This window comes from Streptomyces kunmingensis (genome assembly GCF_039533535.1).
Classification (GTDB): Bacteria; Actinomycetota; Actinomycetes; order Streptomycetales; family Streptomycetaceae; genus Streptomyces; species Streptomyces kunmingensis.
The window spans coordinates 30,760-44,500 of record NZ_BAAATS010000025.1; the positions used below are offsets into that span (position 1 = coordinate 30,760).

Here is a 13,741-nt window from a genome sequence, read left to right on the forward strand (position 1 = left end):
ATCCGGCCCGGGGCGCCCCCGGAATGTCTGCGTCTGCGGCGCCGTCGTGGCTGGGCGCGCAGTTTCCCGCGCCCCTGAATGGGCTTGCGCCCTACACCGATAAATCGGGCAATACGTATAAAGTGGACCCGATTGCCTGACTGGTCGTCCGACAGATACAGGGAGAGCCGATGCCGTCGATGTCGTCGAAGCCGTCCGGTCCGGGTGCGAGGCCGGCGGGGGAACCGGTCGCGCTGCCCGCCGACTGGGCTGCGACGCCGCTGACCGTCGTCATGCCGACCTACAACGAGGCGGGGAACCTGCCCGGCATGGCCGAGGCGCTGATGGCCCTGCCCCTGCCGGGCCTGCGCCTCCTCGTCGTCGACGACTCCAGCCCCGACGGCACCGGCGAGATCGCCGAGGAGCACGTCCGCCGCTTCGGCCCCGAGCGGATGGGCGTCCTGCACCGGGCGGGCAAGGAGGGCCTCGGGCGCGCGTACGCCGCGGGCATGCAGCAGGCCGTCGCCGACGGCGCGCACTACGTCCTGCAGATGGACGCCGACGGCAGCCACCCCGCAGCCAAGGTCCCCGAGATGCTGGGCGTCGCCCTCGCGACCGGCGCCGCCGTCACCCTCGGCAGCCGCTACGTCCAGGGCGGCACCCTCTCCGAGGCCTGGGGAGTGCACCGCCGCCTGCTGTCCCGCTGGGCGAACGCGTACGCGGGCACCATCCTCGGCACCCGGGTCCGCGACATCACCGGCGGCTTCAACCTCTGGCGCGAGGACGCGCTGCGCGCCATCGACCTGGCCTCCGTCGACAGCGCGGGCTACAGCTTCCAGGTCGAGATGAAGTACCGGGCGCTGCGCCGCGGCTTCGGGGTCATGGAGGTGCCGATCCACTTCGAGGACCGCACGGTCGGCGAGTCCAAGATGAACCTGATGGTGCAGCTGGAGTCCGTCACCATGCCGTGGAAGCTGCGCGCCAGGTCGCGCCGGTGACCGCGACGGCCTACGCGCCGCCGCGCCCAGCCCTCGTACGGCTGCGCCGTCTCTCCTACGAGCTCGTGAAGTTCGGCGTGGTCGGCGCGAGCGGCGTCGTCGTGAACCTGCTCGTCTTCAACGTCCTGCTGCACGGCCTCGGTTCGGGCCCCATGGCGGCCACGGTGGGCGCGAGCTGCGTGGCCATGGCCACCAACTACCTCGGCTTCCGCTTCTTCGCCTACCGCGACCGCGCGGCCCGCACCCGCCGCCAGATCGCCCTGTTCTTCGTCTTCAGCGGACTCGGCGTGGTCATGGAGAGCCTCCTGTTCTACGCGGCCTACCACGGCGCAGGAATGACCGGGCCGCTCGCCTCGAACGGCGCGAAGACCCTGTCGATCCTGCTCGCCTCCGCCTTCCGCTTCCTCGTCTACCGGACATGGGTCTTCCAGCACCATGCGCGCCGCCGGTAGCACCCTCGCGAGGGCAGCCGCGCTGCTCCTGCTCGTCCTGTTGGTGGCGGTCGTCGTCCGTCTGCCGTGGGCCGGTGACCTCGGCATCCACGCCGCCACGGTCGAGCGCCTGCGCCACGACCTGCTCGACCCGGGCGACCCCCTGGTCGCGGCGGACGCGCCCAGCCCGTACTACACGCCCTGGACGCTGCTGCTCGGCTGCGTCGCGAAGGCCACGGGGCTCGGGGTCTTCGTCGTGCTGCGGATCGCGGCGCTGCTCTCGCTGGCCGTGCTGGTCACGGGCGTGTGGTCGTTCGTCGGTACGTTCATGGAGAGCGCGGCGCCGAAAGGTGCGGCCGGGTGGGGGCGCCGGGCCGCCGCGTCCGCCCTCGTGCTGCTCTCCCTGGCGCTGCTGTGGGGCACGACGCTGTTCAACTGGAGCGGCTTCTCCGGCCTCAACTCCCTTGCCCTGACGGTCTCCTACCCCAGTACGTTCGCGCTCGGCGCCTCCTTCTGGCTGTGGACGCTGCTGCGCCGGGCCGTCACCTGGGCGCACTTCCTGGGAGCGGGCCTGCTGTGGGCGGTGATCCTGCTCAGTCACCAGTTCACCGGCGTGGTCGCCTCGCTCGGCGCGGTCGCCATGGTGCTGGGGGCGCGCCCGTGGCCCGGCCGGGCGGCGTGGGTGCGGCTCGGCGCGGGCTGCGCGCTGGGTCTTCTCCTGTTGGCGGTCTGGCCTTACTACTCCTTCTTCGCTCTGTCCGGCGCGGGCGGCCTGGAGGAGATCCACCGCTCGCTGTATCGCGACCTGCCGGGCCGCCTCTGGCTGGTGGCGCTCGTCGGCGGTGCGGCGCTCGCCCTGCGGTGGTGGCGCGACCGGCGCGATCCGCTGGTGCTGTGCTGCCTGCTCGGTGCCCTGGTGTTCGCGGCGGGCGGGCTGAGCGGACACTGGTCGTGGGGCCGGGTGCTGCCCGCGGTGCTGATCCCCGCGCAGGTCGCGGCGGGCCTCGAGGTGTTCTGCGCACCGCGCCGCGCGGTCCGCGTGGCCCTCGGCTGGGCCGTCGCCGGAGCGCTGGTGGTGGGGGCGTGGGCCCAGTCCGGGACGCTGGGGTACGTTCTGCCGCGCTCGGCGCTGCCTGACGCGGTCGCCGCCAAGTACCGGGAACCGTGGGCCGATTACCACTGGATCACGCCATGGGTGAAATACGGGGAGGTCGTTCTGGCCAAACAGTGGCCTGCCCGGCAGATCCCGGCGTACGGGGCGTACACGGTGGCTCCCGGATACCCCGACTTCTTCCTCGACGACGAGGAGGCGCGGCTCGCGGCGGTGCGCACGTACTTCGCGCCGGCCACGTCTGCGCAGCGGCGGGCGGACGTGCTGCGGCGGTACGGGGTGCGGTGGGTCGTGGCGTACCCCGGCGACGGCGGCCTGCCGCTGGACCGGGTCGCCGTGGGCCCGCGCGGTCAGATCCTGTACCGCGTGCGCTCGTAGGGCAGCCTCAGCGCGCGAACTTCGCGCGGGCCGCCTCGGTGACCGGGGTGAAGAAGTTGACGAGGTTGCCGTCGGGGTCGCGGAACAGGAGCGAACGGTTGCCCCAGGGCATCGTGGTCGGCTCGGCGACGAAGTCCGAGACGTAGCCGGCCTCGGCCAGGTCCCGGTGGACGCGGTCCACGTCGTCGACGAGGAACTCGGTGATCACGCTCCGGTTCTGCGCCGGGCGGGCGGAGCCCGGGGCGAACAGCGGGACGGTGCGGGTGCCGGCGATCGCGAGGGTGGCGGCCGGGGTGCCGAGTTCGGCGAAGTCCTCCGTGGCCCACGCCGCCCGCACCCCGGTGACCCGCTCGTAGAACGCGACGAGGCGGGCGACGTCGCCGGTGATGATGCGGATCGAGACGAAGTTCATGGGGTTCTCCTGCGGTGCTGAGGGTTCACCGGCGCTGAAGGGGCCGGTGGTGGTGCCGTGCTTCGCAGGCTAGGACCAATAGGGGACAGAATCGGTCCGGTATCGGCGTTAGAGTCGGAACATGCCTCGTCCCGCCGCCCGCGTCCTGACCCTGCTGGAGCTGCTGCAGTCCGGCGGCACCCGCACCGTGGCCGAGCTGGCCGAGCGGCTCGGTGTCGAAGGCCGCACCGTGCGCCGCTACGTGGGCCAGCTGCTCGACCTCGACGTACCCGTGGAGTCGGTGCGCGGCCGCTACGGCGGGTACCGGCTGGCGCCCGGGTACCGGCTGCCGCCGCTCATGCTCAGCGACGACGAGGCGCTGGTCGTGCTGCTCGGCCTGATCGCGGGCCGCCGGTCAGGGCTGATGACGGCGGGGCACACCGCGAGCGAGACGGCCTCGGCCAAGATCCGGCGGGTCCTGCCCCGGCACGTCGCCCGCCGGCTCGACACGCTCCTGGACTCCCTCGCCTTCACGGACCGGCCGGGCGAGTTCGCCGCCCCGGACGCCGGGGTCCTGCTCACGATCGCCGACGCGGTGCGCCACCACCGGCCGGTCGCGATGCGCTACACCGACGGCGGCGGCCGGCGCAGCGAGCGCACTCTGCACGCCTACGGGATCGTCGCCCACTCCGGGCGCTGGTACGTCACGGGCCAGGACGGGCAGAGCGGCGAGGACCGCAGCTTCCGGCTCGACCGCATCACGGACGCGCGGACCCTGCCCGGCTCGTTCGCGCCGCCGCCCGAGGACACCGACCCGGCCGAGCGCCTGCTGACCGGGTTCGCCACGGCCGAGTACCGCCACGAGGTGTCCCTGCGGGTCCAGGGGACGGAAGAACAGATCCGCGCCCACCTGCCCGCAAGCGTCGCGGTCCTGGAAGGCGGGGACGGGGACGGGTCGTGGTTGCGGGTCCGGCTGCGGGCGGAGCGGCTCGACTGGCTGCCTCCGGTGCTGGCCGCGCTCGACCGGCCGTTCGTCATCGAGGGCCCCGACGAACTGCGCGCGCTGGTCGCCGCGTTCGCCGACCGCCTCGCCTCCTACGCCCGGACCAGCCGGACCGCCTGACGGACCTTGCGGGCCAGCGTGGTGCCGCCCACGCGGCGCGCCACGGGCCGCATCACCCTGGCCGTCAGCCCCACCGGCTCCCACCGGACCTGCAACCGTCCCGCGCCCCGCCCCTCCGGCTCCACGGTCACCCGGTGATGGTCCACCTGCGCGGTGAACGCGGGGAAGTCCAGCGGTGCCAGCAGCAGCCCCGTGTTGCGCAGGCCCTCCGGGGTGCGGAGCTGGAGCAGCGGATGACGGGTCCCCTCGAAACCCTGCGCCGGCAGCGACGCGGCGGCCAGGTCGAGGAGGGTGCGGCCCTCGAAGACGCCGGGCCGCACCGGATCGAGCCGGAACCGGACGATCAGGCGCTTGCGGCCGGGCGAGATGACCAGCGACGCGACCTGCGGGCCCACCGGCAGCCGCAGCCCCGGATCGTAGGTCCGGATCCGCAGCAGCAGGGACGCGGGACCCGGCCCCCGCTCCAGATGCTGGATCTCGTGCCGGAACTGGGCCCGGGGAAAGGGCCGCGCGTCCAGCGCCAGGTCGTCCAGGCACAGTTCCCGGCGCCCGTCCTGCGTCCGGGGGACCTCGGAGCCCCAGTAGACGACCCCGGCCGGGTCGGCGACGGTCGCCCGCGGAGCGATTCCGTGGCCGAGGCCGCGCGCCGCGAGCCGTGCCTCGTCGAGGCGGCCGTCGCGCACCAGCCGCAGCACGACGCGCTCGGCACGCGGCAGCCGCTCGTACGCGCCCGGGGCGAGCCGCTCCAGATAGGGGTTCACGATCTCCGCGAAGCCCGCCAGCCACTCCTCGTCCCGGTAGGGCAGGTCACCCGCGTACATCCGGAAGTCGTGCTTGAGGAACTTGTAGTCCTTGGCCTCGCGCAGCGCCGGGCTGTAGCCGCCGCGGGCCAGGAAGTCGTCGATGAGTTCCTGTACGTGGATGCGGTCGCGGACGTTGCTCAGCTTGTGCCGCTGGTTGGAGATGGAGGCCGCGGACTCCTCGGCGTAGGGCGCGATGTACCAGCGGTAGACCGGCTCCGGGACGATGGTGAAGGCCTTGGCCAGGCAGTAGGCCTGGGCGGAGAAGAGCTGGTCCTCGTAGTGGATGCCCTCGGGGAAGCGCAGGCCGTGGCGGTCCAGGAAGGCGCGGGCGTACATCTTGCTGGTCGACAGGTGCTCGAAGAACAGGCCGGGCTCGGCCTCGATGCCGTCCACCGTGCGATGTTCGGCGACCAGGTGCGGCATCCAGACCGAGGTGCGGCCCGTGTCGACGCGGACGCGCTGCACCGCGCCCATCGCGAAGTCGATGTCGGGCCGCTCGCGGTGGGCGGCGAGGAGCAACGACACGGCGTCCGGCGGGAGTTCGTCGTCGCTGTCGAGGAACATCAGGTAGGGGGCGCGGGCGATGTCGAGCGCCCGGTTGCGCGGGGCGCTGCACCCGCCCGAGTTCTCCGGCAGTCGCAGATAGGTGATGCGGTGATCGGCCGCCGCCAACTCGCGTGCCACTGCCGGGGTGTTGTCCGTGGAGTGGTCGTCGCTGATGACGATCTCGATGTTCTCGTGCGTCTGCGCCCGGAGCGAGGCGACGGCGCGCGGGAGGCGCTCCGCGTCGTTGAAGACGATGACCGTGACCGTCACGTCGGGGGTGAACGCCATCAGCGGGTCGCCTCCTCGGGGGTGGGCGCGGGGGTCCGCGCGTCGAGCGGCACGACCGGCGGCAGGGCCTCCTCGGGTTCGCCGAGGAAGACGCGGCGCACGACCCGCTCTGCGGCGTGCCCGTCGTCGAACTCGCAGAAGCGGCGCCGGAACCGGTCGCGCGCCTTGGCGGACGCCTCGTCGCACCACGCGTCGGTGGCTAGCAGCTGCGTCAACTCGTCCTGCGTACGCGCGACATGGCCCGGCGGCTCGGCCATCAGGTCGAAGTAGACACCGCGGGTCTGCGCGTACGTTTCCCAGTCGTCGGCGTAGCTGATGATCGGCCGGTCCAGGTTGGCGTAGTCGAACATGATCGACGAGTAGTCCGTGATCAGCGCGTCCGCGGCGAGGGCCAGCTCCTCGACCGGGTCGTACGCCGATACGTCGATGACGTGGCCGCTGCGGCGCAGGGTCGCGAGCGGGGAGGCGGCGCCGCCGTAGAAGTAGTGGCCCCGGACGAGGAGGACCGTGCCGTCGCCGAGGCGTTCGGAGAGCGCGGCGAGGTCCAGGCGCGGGGTCCAGGCCGCCTCGTAGTCCCGGTGGGTCGGCGCGTAGAGGAGCGCGCGCCGGCCGGGGGCTATGCCCAGGCGGTCGCGGACGGAGCGGATCTCGGCGGCGCCCGCGCTGTAGTAGACGTCGTTGCGCGGGTAGCCGTGGTCGAGCGACACATAGCGCGAGGGGTAGGCGTGCTCCCACATGCGGGTGGAGTGGGAGTTGGCGCTGACGCTGTAGTCCCACTTGTCGACGCGGGCCAGCAGCGCGTCGAAGTCGAGTCCCTTGGACGCCGTCGGATAGGCGAGCTGGTCCAGGCCCATCTTCTTCAGCGGCGTGCCGTGGTGGGTCTGGAGGTGCACCGCGTCGGGCCGCTTGACCACCGCGTTGGGGAAGTTGACGTTGTTGACGAGGTACTTGGCACGGGCCAGGACCTCCCAGTAGCGGCGGGTGCCGGGCACGACGTGCTCCGTGCCGGGCGGCAGCAGCGGCTCGTTGGCCGCCGACACGACCCACACCGGGCGGATGTGCGGCGCGAGTTCGGCGAGCTTCGCCGCGATCGCCGCCGGATTGCAGGACGCCCCGCGGTCCCAGTAGGCGGAGAAGACGGCCAGACCGGGGTCGGCCGGCGCGCGCAGCGCCCGCTGGTACCGCACGTCGCGGACCTTGGTGCCGAACTGCTTCTTACGGGTGCGCACCGCCGCCCGCAGATCGCGCCGCTTGTGGTTGGCGCTCTGGAACGCGCGGTACTTCGGGTACGCGTCCTCCTCCAGGAGGCGCCGCCGGACGCCCTCCAGGCCGGCGGGGTGCCGGTAGCCCTCCGGCCGCCAGCGCACGGCCGCGGCGGACGCCCGGTGGAAGAACTCCCTCGCCACCGCGGACGGCATCGTCTCGCGTGCCACGGTCCGCATCGACTCGGTCGCCATCAGGTCGTACAGGACGGCGCGCGGTCCGGCCGGGGTCTCCTGCCGCTCCATGAGCCGCTGGAGATCCTCGTACGCGGTGACGAACCCGTACCGCTGCTCGGCCGTCACCGGCGGCAGGCTCTGCGGCCGCAACTGGCGTACGTCCAGGACGGCTTGCTCCAGGCAGGCGATCCGCTCGGCCAGGACCAGGGTGGCGCGGGCGGCGAACATCTCGGCGGTCCTGTCGTCGAACGACGCGTCGAGGTCGGACAGGGCGGCGCCGTGCTCGTGCCAGAACGCGGCGCGCACGGCGCGGTTGCCGAGCAGCGGTGTCACGCGCAGCAGGCCGGAGGCCTCGCCGAGCGGCAGCTCGCGGCGGCCCAGGCGGGCCAGGCGCCCGGCGTCGGCACCGGACCCGCCGGTCGTCCGCCAGGTCGAGCGGACATGGTCCGCGAGGACGACATCCACTCCGGCCGCCGCGGACTCGACCTCCGTGAGCCGGTCGAGCAGCGCCCGCGGCGCGCCCGTCGGCAGCCGGTCCTTGGCGTGCACGAACCACAGCCAGGTGCCGCCCGCCCGCCCGGCGCCCGCGGCGCGCGCCGCGGCGTCGGAGGTGCCGGGCGGAAGGGGTACGACGGTGCCGCCGTACGGTTCGGCGACACTCTGCGCGACCTCGCCCACGGCGGCGGTCACCAGTTCGGCGTCCGGCGGCAGTTGGTCCGCCACACTGTCCAGGGTCGCCCCCAGCAGGCCCTGTACGTCGCGGCCGTACACGATGACACTCAGTTTCGGCCGGGTGCCGCCCTTCCCGCCGGTCCGCTCCGTTCTCTGTGCCACACGTGCTCCTTATCCTTTTCGCTCTCCGCTCCGCGTACGATCCGTATTCGTACACTAAGGGGACAAAAGGGTAAGTTCACCTTGTGGGGGACCTACTTGGTGAAGGCCTCGTACGCCTTGAGCACGTCCGCCGTCGGGCCGTCCATCCGCAGCTCGCCGCGCTCCAGCCACAGCACGCGGTCACAGGTGTCGCGGATCGACTTGTTGCTGTGGCTGACCAGGAAGACGGTGCCGGCCTCCTTGCGCAGCTCTCGGATGCGCTGTTCGGAGCGCTTCTGGAACGAGCGGTCGCCGGTGGCCAGTGCCTCGTCGATCAGCAGCACGTCGTGGTCCTTGGCGGCCGCGATGGAGAACCGGAGCCGGGCCGCCATGCCGGACGAGTACGTGCGCATCGGCAGCGTGATGAAGTCGCCCTTCTCGTTGATGCCGGAGAAGTCGACGATCCCGTCGTAGCGGTCGCGGACCTGCTCGCGGCTCATGCCCATCGCGAGGCTGCCGAGCCGGACGTTGCGCTCGCCTGTGAGGTCGTTCATCAGGGCCGCGTTCACGCCGAGCAGCGAGGGCTGGCCGTCGGTGAAGATCCGCCCGCGCTCCACGGGGAGCAGTCCGGCCACGGCCTTGAGCAGGGTCGACTTGCCGGACCCGTTCGTGCCGATCAGTCCGATCGCCTCGCCGCGGTACGCGGTGAACGAGACGTTCCGCACGGCGTGCACCGTGCGGACACCGGACCGCTCCCGGGCCTTCTTCTTGCCGCCGATCATGCGGTTGAGGGCGGCGGTGGCGGTGCCACGGCCTGCGCCCGTGCCGTTGACGCGGTAGACGATGTCGACGCCGTCGACGATGACGGTGGGGACGGGTTCGCCCCTGTCCCGGGTGAGGTCAGCCACGGCCGTACGTCTCCTCTGCCTTCCAGAAATAGAGGAACCCGCCGACGCCGACGAGCAGCGCCCAGCCCGCGGCGCAGGCCCACACGTGCGGCGGCAGCTGGCTCGCGGTGAAGCTGTCGATCAGCGCGAAGCGCATCAGGTCGATGTAGACGGCGGCCGGGTTGGCCCGCAGCAGCACCAGCACGAGGTGCGGCAGGTCCTTGTCGCCGATCAGGTGGTCCAGGCTCCACATCACGCCGGACAGATACATCCACGTACGCAGCAGGAACGGCATGAGCTGCGCGATGTCGGGGGTGTGGGCGCCGATCCGCGCCATGATCAGCGCAAGGCCCGTGTTGAACGCGAACTGCAGGAACAGCACCGGGATCACCAGCAGCCAGGACGCGGCCGGCGGGATGCCGAAGCAGAGCAGGATGACCAGGAGCGCGCACATCGAGAACAACAGCTGCTGAAGCTGCTGGAGGCAGTACGAGACGGGAAGCGCGGCGCGCGGGAAGTGCAGCGCCCGGACGAGCCCGAGGCTGCCGGAGATCGCCCGCGTGCCCGCCATCACCGACGACTGTGTGAACGTCCACACGAACACGCCCGTGACCAGGAACGGGACGAAGTCGGGGACGCCCTTGCTGGTGCCCATGAGGACGCCGAAGATGAAGTAGTAGACCGCCGCGTTCAGCAGCGGCGTCGCCACCTGCCAGACCTGGCCGAGCTTCGCCTGGCTGTACTGCGCGGTCAGCTTGGCGGTCGAGAAGGCCGTGATGAAGTGCCGCCGCTGCCAGAGCTGACGCACGTACTCGGCGAGGGAGGGGCGCGCGCCGCTGACCGTGAGCCCGTACCGGGCGGCGAGCGCCGCGGGGTCGGCCGCGTCGGGGGCGGTGGCCGCCGGTGGGGGAGGCGTGTCCAGGACCTGACTCACATCCGCTGCTTTCGCTCGGGGGTGCGCGTGACCGGGCGTGCGACGCCGGCTGTTCGCCTGCTGTTCACGTCGGGACGGACCCGTATCGTCGTCACGTGAGAGTAGGCCGCCGCGACGTCGGAACGCAACCGTTTCGTCGTCACGGAACTATGCTGGCCGCATGACGACCAACGCCGACTCCCCCAAGCCGACGCGTCGCCGGGCCCCGGCCGGAGCCGCCGTCCTGCGCGAGGACGTCACCGACGCCATCCGTGCCGCCGTCTTCGAGGAACTCGCCGCGGTCGGCTACGCCCGCATGTCCATCGAGGGCATCGCGCGCCGCGCGGGCGTCGGCAAGACAGCGGTCTACCGCCGCTGGCGCTCGAAGCTCCACCTCGTCCTCGACCTGGTCTCGGCGATAGCGGTCCAGGGCCTGCCCGCGCCGGACACCGGCTCCCTCCAGGAGGACCTGCTGCTCCTGTACCGGGTCACGGCGCGGGCCCTGAAGCACCCGGTGGCCGGCCAGATCATCCCCGACCTCCAGGCGGAGGCGGCCCGCAACCCGGACATCGCCGAAGCCATGCAGAAGGCGCTGCGGGAAGGTCAGCACGGGGTGGCGAACGGGATCGTGCGGGCGGCCGTCGCGCGGGGCGAGCTGCGCGACGGCCTCGACGAGGAGCTGGCGCTCGATCTGATCTCCGGCCCGCTCTACTGGCGCTCGGTGGTCGTCCGGACGCCGGAGCTGCCGAAGGACCACCTGAAGCGGCTCGCCACGGCCACGGCTGCGGCGCTCAAGGCGCTGTAGCGCGGTCCTTTCCGTCGCGGGCCGGGGTCAGCTCTGTCGCGGGCCGGGGTCAGCTCTGTCGTGGGCCGGGGTCAGCCGAACTGGCCGGGCTCGTGGTCGCCGCCGGCCATCCGGTTGATGACGCCCATCCGGTTGGAGGCGTTGATGAGGGAGATGAACAGCACCAGGGCGGCGAGCTGCCCCTCGTCGTAGTGCTCGGCGGCCCGCGCCCAGACCTCGTCCGGGACACCGCCCGCCGCGTCGGCGATGCGCGTGCCCTGTTCCGTCAGTTCGAGGGCGGCGCGCTCGGCGGCGGTGAACACGGTCGCCTCGCGCCAGGCGGCGACGAGGTTGACGCGGACCGCGCTCTCCCCGGCGTGCGCGAGGTCCTTGCTGTGGGCGTCGGTGCAGTAGCCGCAGCCGTTGATCTGGCTGGCCCGGAGCGTCACCAGGTCCTGGGTCGCCTTCGGCAGCTGCGACGTGTCGATGAGCGTCCGGCTCGCCGACGCGAAGTGCTTCAGGGCCTTGGCGACGACCGGGTCGCCGAAGAGGTTCAGACGGGGCGCGTGCGATTCGGTGGAGTGCATGACGGTCCTTCCGTGTGGGTTGGTCCGGGTCGGTCTGACGAACACGGGATGCCGGTCGCCGGGCTCCTGTGACGCCGCGGCGATGTGACGTGGACCACACCACTGCGGCGTCACAGAACGGCGGCGACCCGCGTCTCGTGTGCGAAAGAGTCCGCGTCTCGTGTGCGAGAGAGTCCGCGTCCCGTAGGCGGAAGAGCCCGCGTTCCGTGTGCCGGAGAACAGCCCGGACCCAGCGAAGAGGAGCCACCCATGGCAGGCCCGCCGCAGACCACGCCCGACCCCGCCACCGAAGCCTTCGTGGCCCACCGCAACCTGCTCTTCACCGTCGCCTACGAGATGCTCGGCTCGGCCGCCGACGCCGAGGACGTCCTGCAGGAGACCTGGCTGCGCTGGGTCGGCGTCGACCTCGACACCGTGCAGAACCGGCGCGCGTACCTCGTCCGGATCGCCACCCGCCAGGCGCTGACGAGGCTGCGCACGCTCGACCGCCGCAAGGAGACCTACGTCGGACCCTGGCTGCCCGAGCCGCTGCTCACCGCGCCCGACGTGGCCGAGGACGTCGAGCTGGCCGACAGCGTCTCGATGGCGATGCTGCTCGTCCTGGAGACCCTCGCGCCGACCGAGCGGGCCGTGTTCGTACTGCGCGAGGTGTTCGACCTCGGGTACGAGGAGATCGCGGAGGCCGTCGACAAGAGCCCGGCCGCCGTCCGGCAGATCGCGCACCGGGCGCGGGCGCACGTCGCGGCGCGCCGGCCGCGCGGCGCCGTGTCGCCCGCCGAGACCCGCGGCGCGCTGAAGGCGTTCCAACGGGCGGTCGAGACGGGCGACTTGCAGAGCCTGCTCGACGCCCTCGCACCGGACGTCGTCTTCCTCACCGACGGCGGCGGAGTCGTACGGGCCGCCCTCGAACCCATCGTGGGCGTCGCGGCCGTGGCCGGGCTGCTGGGCCGGATCACCGCCGGCCTTTCGGCCGAGCCGACCCAGGTCAACGGCGCTCCGGCGCTGCTGCTCCGGGCCGGCGGCGAACTCATCGCGGTTCTCGCGGTGCGCATCGACGACGGCCTGGTCACCGGTCTCTACGCCGTGCGCAACCCGGAGAAGCTGTCGCGAGTGGGACGGGAGACGCCCGTCAGCAGGTGAGCCGGTGCGGCGGGGCGGAGTCGATCCGGGGTCCTACGCGACCCGCGTCGCCCCCGCGAACGGCATCTCGTCGACCGGCGCGATCCGCACGGGCGCGCTCGGATTCGGGGCGTGGATCATCTGACCGTTGCCGATGTAGAGCCCGACATGGCTGATCCCGGAGTAGAAGAAGACCAGGTCGCCCGGCTGGAGCTGGGAGCGGGCGACGCGCCGGCCCGCGTTGATCTGCGCGTACGTGGTGCGGGGCAGCGAGACACCCGCGGCGCGGTACGCGGCCTGCGTCAGGCCCGAGCAGTCGAAGGCGTTCGGGCCGGTGGCGCCCCAGACGTACGGGCTGCCGAGAGCGCCGTGCGCGAACGAGATGGCCGCCCGGACCCGGGCGTTGGAGGACGTCCCCAGATCGCCCCGGGGCACCGAACGGGAGGCGCGGTCGCCGGCGTCGGCGGTGGCGAGCGGGCGCTGCTCCGGGGTGAGCCGGTCGAGCAGCTGCCGGGCGTCCGCCAGCTTCTTCGTCACCGTCTTCTTCTGCTTCTCCAACTCCAGCTGCTTGGCACGCAGTTCGGTGAGGGAGCCGTCCGCCTGCGTGTGCAGCTGGTCGATCTCGCGCAGCTCCTTGCGGACCCGGGTGATCGTGGCGGCCTGCCGGTTGCCGACGCGGTCCGCGAAGGACGCCTCGTCGAGGTAGCGGTCCGGGGCGGAGGAGAGCAGCAGCTGCACGGACGGGTCGACGCCGCCGGTGCGGTACTGGGCCGCCGCGACCGCGCCAAGGCGCTGCCGCTCGGAGTTGAGGGACTCGGTCCTGCGTGACGCCTCGTCCTGGAGCGAGTCGACCTTCTTGCGGGCCTTCCCGGCCTTCTCCTTCGCGCCGTTGTACTTCTCGGTGGCGACCTCGGCCTCCTGGTAGAGCCGGTCGACCTTCGCCTTCACCTGAGCGGGGGTGAGATTCGGCTCCGCGTGCGCCGTGCCGCCCTCGAAGGCGGTGGCCGTGGCCGCGGAGGCGAGAGCGAGGGTGGCCGCTGCGCGAACGGTACTGCCACTGAGCGAACGTCGTTTCGGCTTGCGATGCGCTGCCGGCACGAAGAGCCACGTCCTTCCGGTACGAGTCCGACCGCCGGTCGCGCGTCCGGCGG

The 13,741-nt window shown here is 72.3% G+C and carries 13 protein-coding genes; 6 read left to right on the forward strand and 7 right to left on the reverse strand.

Going from position 1 to position 13,741, the window contains the following annotated elements; genetic code table 11:
- Window positions 1–179: 179 nt before the first annotated feature.
- Genes ABD366_RS28055 through ABD366_RS28065 form a run of 3 tightly spaced genes read left to right on the forward strand, consistent with a single transcriptional unit; the run spans window position 180 to window position 2,897 of the window.
- On the forward strand, window positions 180–977 hold the full coding sequence (locus ABD366_RS28055) for a polyprenol monophosphomannose synthase (RefSeq protein WP_324774388.1): 798 nt from the start codon (window positions 180–182) through the stop codon (window positions 975–977).
- Window positions 974–1,429: a GtrA family protein gene (locus tag ABD366_RS28060; RefSeq protein WP_324774361.1), complete on the forward strand. Its 456-nt coding sequence runs from the start codon at window positions 974–976 to the stop codon at window positions 1,427–1,429. Before ABD366_RS28055 ends, ABD366_RS28060 begins: the two co-directional genes overlap by 4 nt.
- The gene (locus tag ABD366_RS28065) at window positions 1,413–2,897 is read left to right on the forward strand and encodes a hypothetical protein (protein WP_324774359.1); all 1,485 of its coding nucleotides are present in this window, start codon (window positions 1,413–1,415) and stop codon (window positions 2,895–2,897) included. The genes ABD366_RS28060 and ABD366_RS28065 overlap by 17 nt, the downstream gene beginning before the upstream one ends.
- Before the next feature lie 7 nt (window positions 2,898–2,904).
- Here ABD366_RS28065 and ABD366_RS28070 read toward each other — a convergent pair whose 3' ends face one another.
- Window positions 2,905–3,309, reverse strand: coding sequence for a VOC family protein (locus tag ABD366_RS28070; protein ID WP_324774357.1), 405 nt, complete (start codon window positions 3,307–3,309; stop codon window positions 2,905–2,907).
- 121 nt (window positions 3,310–3,430) lie between these two features.
- On the opposite strand from ABD366_RS28070, the gene ABD366_RS28075 reads away from it, so the two are divergent.
- Complete coding sequence (locus tag ABD366_RS28075; RefSeq protein ID WP_324774355.1) at window positions 3,431–4,411, forward strand: helix-turn-helix transcriptional regulator; 981 nt, start codon at window positions 3,431–3,433, stop codon at window positions 4,409–4,411.
- On the opposite strand, the gene ABD366_RS28080 is transcribed toward ABD366_RS28075, so the two are convergent.
- The 4 genes from ABD366_RS28080 to ABD366_RS28095 form a co-directional block, all read right to left on the reverse strand.
- Complete coding sequence (locus tag ABD366_RS28080; protein WP_324774353.1) at window positions 4,384–6,048, reverse strand: glycosyltransferase family 2 protein; 1,665 nt, start codon at window positions 6,046–6,048, stop codon at window positions 4,384–4,386. The two genes, ABD366_RS28075 and ABD366_RS28080, sit on opposite strands and share 28 nt — an antisense overlap.
- Window positions 6,048–8,321, reverse strand: coding sequence for a CDP-glycerol glycerophosphotransferase family protein (locus ABD366_RS28085; RefSeq protein WP_324774351.1), 2,274 nt, complete (start codon window positions 8,319–8,321; stop codon window positions 6,048–6,050). The genes ABD366_RS28080 and ABD366_RS28085 overlap by 1 nt, the downstream gene beginning before the upstream one ends.
- Window positions 8,322–8,413: 92 nt before the next feature.
- Window positions 8,414–9,208: an ABC transporter ATP-binding protein gene (locus tag ABD366_RS28090; protein WP_324774349.1), complete on the reverse strand. Its 795-nt coding sequence runs from the start codon at window positions 9,206–9,208 to the stop codon at window positions 8,414–8,416.
- Window positions 9,201–10,121, reverse strand: a complete 921-nt coding sequence (locus ABD366_RS28095; RefSeq protein WP_324774347.1) for an ABC transporter permease — start codon at window positions 10,119–10,121, stop codon at window positions 9,201–9,203. The genes ABD366_RS28090 and ABD366_RS28095 overlap by 8 nt, the downstream gene beginning before the upstream one ends.
- Before the next feature lie 160 nt (window positions 10,122–10,281).
- Between ABD366_RS28095 and ABD366_RS28100 the strand changes: the two genes are divergently transcribed.
- Entirely contained in the window at window positions 10,282–10,905 is a 624-nt protein-coding gene (locus ABD366_RS28100; RefSeq protein WP_324774345.1) for a TetR/AcrR family transcriptional regulator, read from the forward strand.
- 71 nt (window positions 10,906–10,976) lie between these two features.
- Here ABD366_RS28100 and ABD366_RS28105 read toward each other — a convergent pair whose 3' ends face one another.
- Window positions 10,977–11,471 carry a carboxymuconolactone decarboxylase family protein gene (locus tag ABD366_RS28105; protein ID WP_324774343.1) on the reverse strand — a complete coding sequence of 165 codons (495 nt, stop codon included), beginning with the start codon at window positions 11,469–11,471 and terminating at the stop codon, window positions 10,977–10,979.
- 249 nt (window positions 11,472–11,720) lie between these two features.
- Between ABD366_RS28105 and ABD366_RS28110 the strand changes: the two genes are divergently transcribed.
- Window positions 11,721–12,611, forward strand: coding sequence for an RNA polymerase sigma-70 factor (locus tag ABD366_RS28110; protein ID WP_324774341.1), 891 nt, complete (start codon window positions 11,721–11,723; stop codon window positions 12,609–12,611).
- Window positions 12,612–12,644: 33 nt separating this feature from the next.
- On the opposite strand, the gene ABD366_RS28115 is transcribed toward ABD366_RS28110, so the two are convergent.
- Entirely contained in the window at window positions 12,645–13,688 is a 1,044-nt protein-coding gene (locus tag ABD366_RS28115) for a C40 family peptidase (RefSeq protein ID WP_324774339.1), read from the reverse strand.
- Window positions 13,689–13,741 lie beyond the last annotated feature (53 nt).

Coding starts and splice junctions, on each gene's coding strand:
- ABD366_RS28055 (WP_324774388.1), top strand. CDS start 180: ATGTCGTCGAAGCCGTCCGGTCCGGGTGCGAGGCCGGCGGGGGAACCG.
- ABD366_RS28065 (WP_324774359.1), top strand. CDS start 1,413: ATGCGCGCCGCCGGTAGCACCCTCGCGAGGGCAGCCGCGCTGCTCCTG.
- ABD366_RS28070 (WP_324774357.1), bottom strand. CDS start 3,309: ATGAACTTCGTCTCGATCCGCATCATCACCGGCGACGTCGCCCGCCTC.
- ABD366_RS28075 (WP_324774355.1), top strand. CDS start 3,431: ATGCCTCGTCCCGCCGCCCGCGTCCTGACCCTGCTGGAGCTGCTGCAG.
- ABD366_RS28080 (WP_324774353.1), bottom strand. CDS start 6,048: ATGGCGTTCACCCCCGACGTGACGGTCACGGTCATCGTCTTCAACGAC.
- ABD366_RS28100 (WP_324774345.1), top strand. CDS start 10,282: ATGACGACCAACGCCGACTCCCCCAAGCCGACGCGTCGCCGGGCCCCG.
- ABD366_RS28105 (WP_324774343.1), bottom strand. CDS start 11,471: ATGCACTCCACCGAATCGCACGCGCCCCGTCTGAACCTCTTCGGCGAC.
- ABD366_RS28110 (WP_324774341.1), top strand. CDS start 11,721: ATGGCAGGCCCGCCGCAGACCACGCCCGACCCCGCCACCGAAGCCTTC.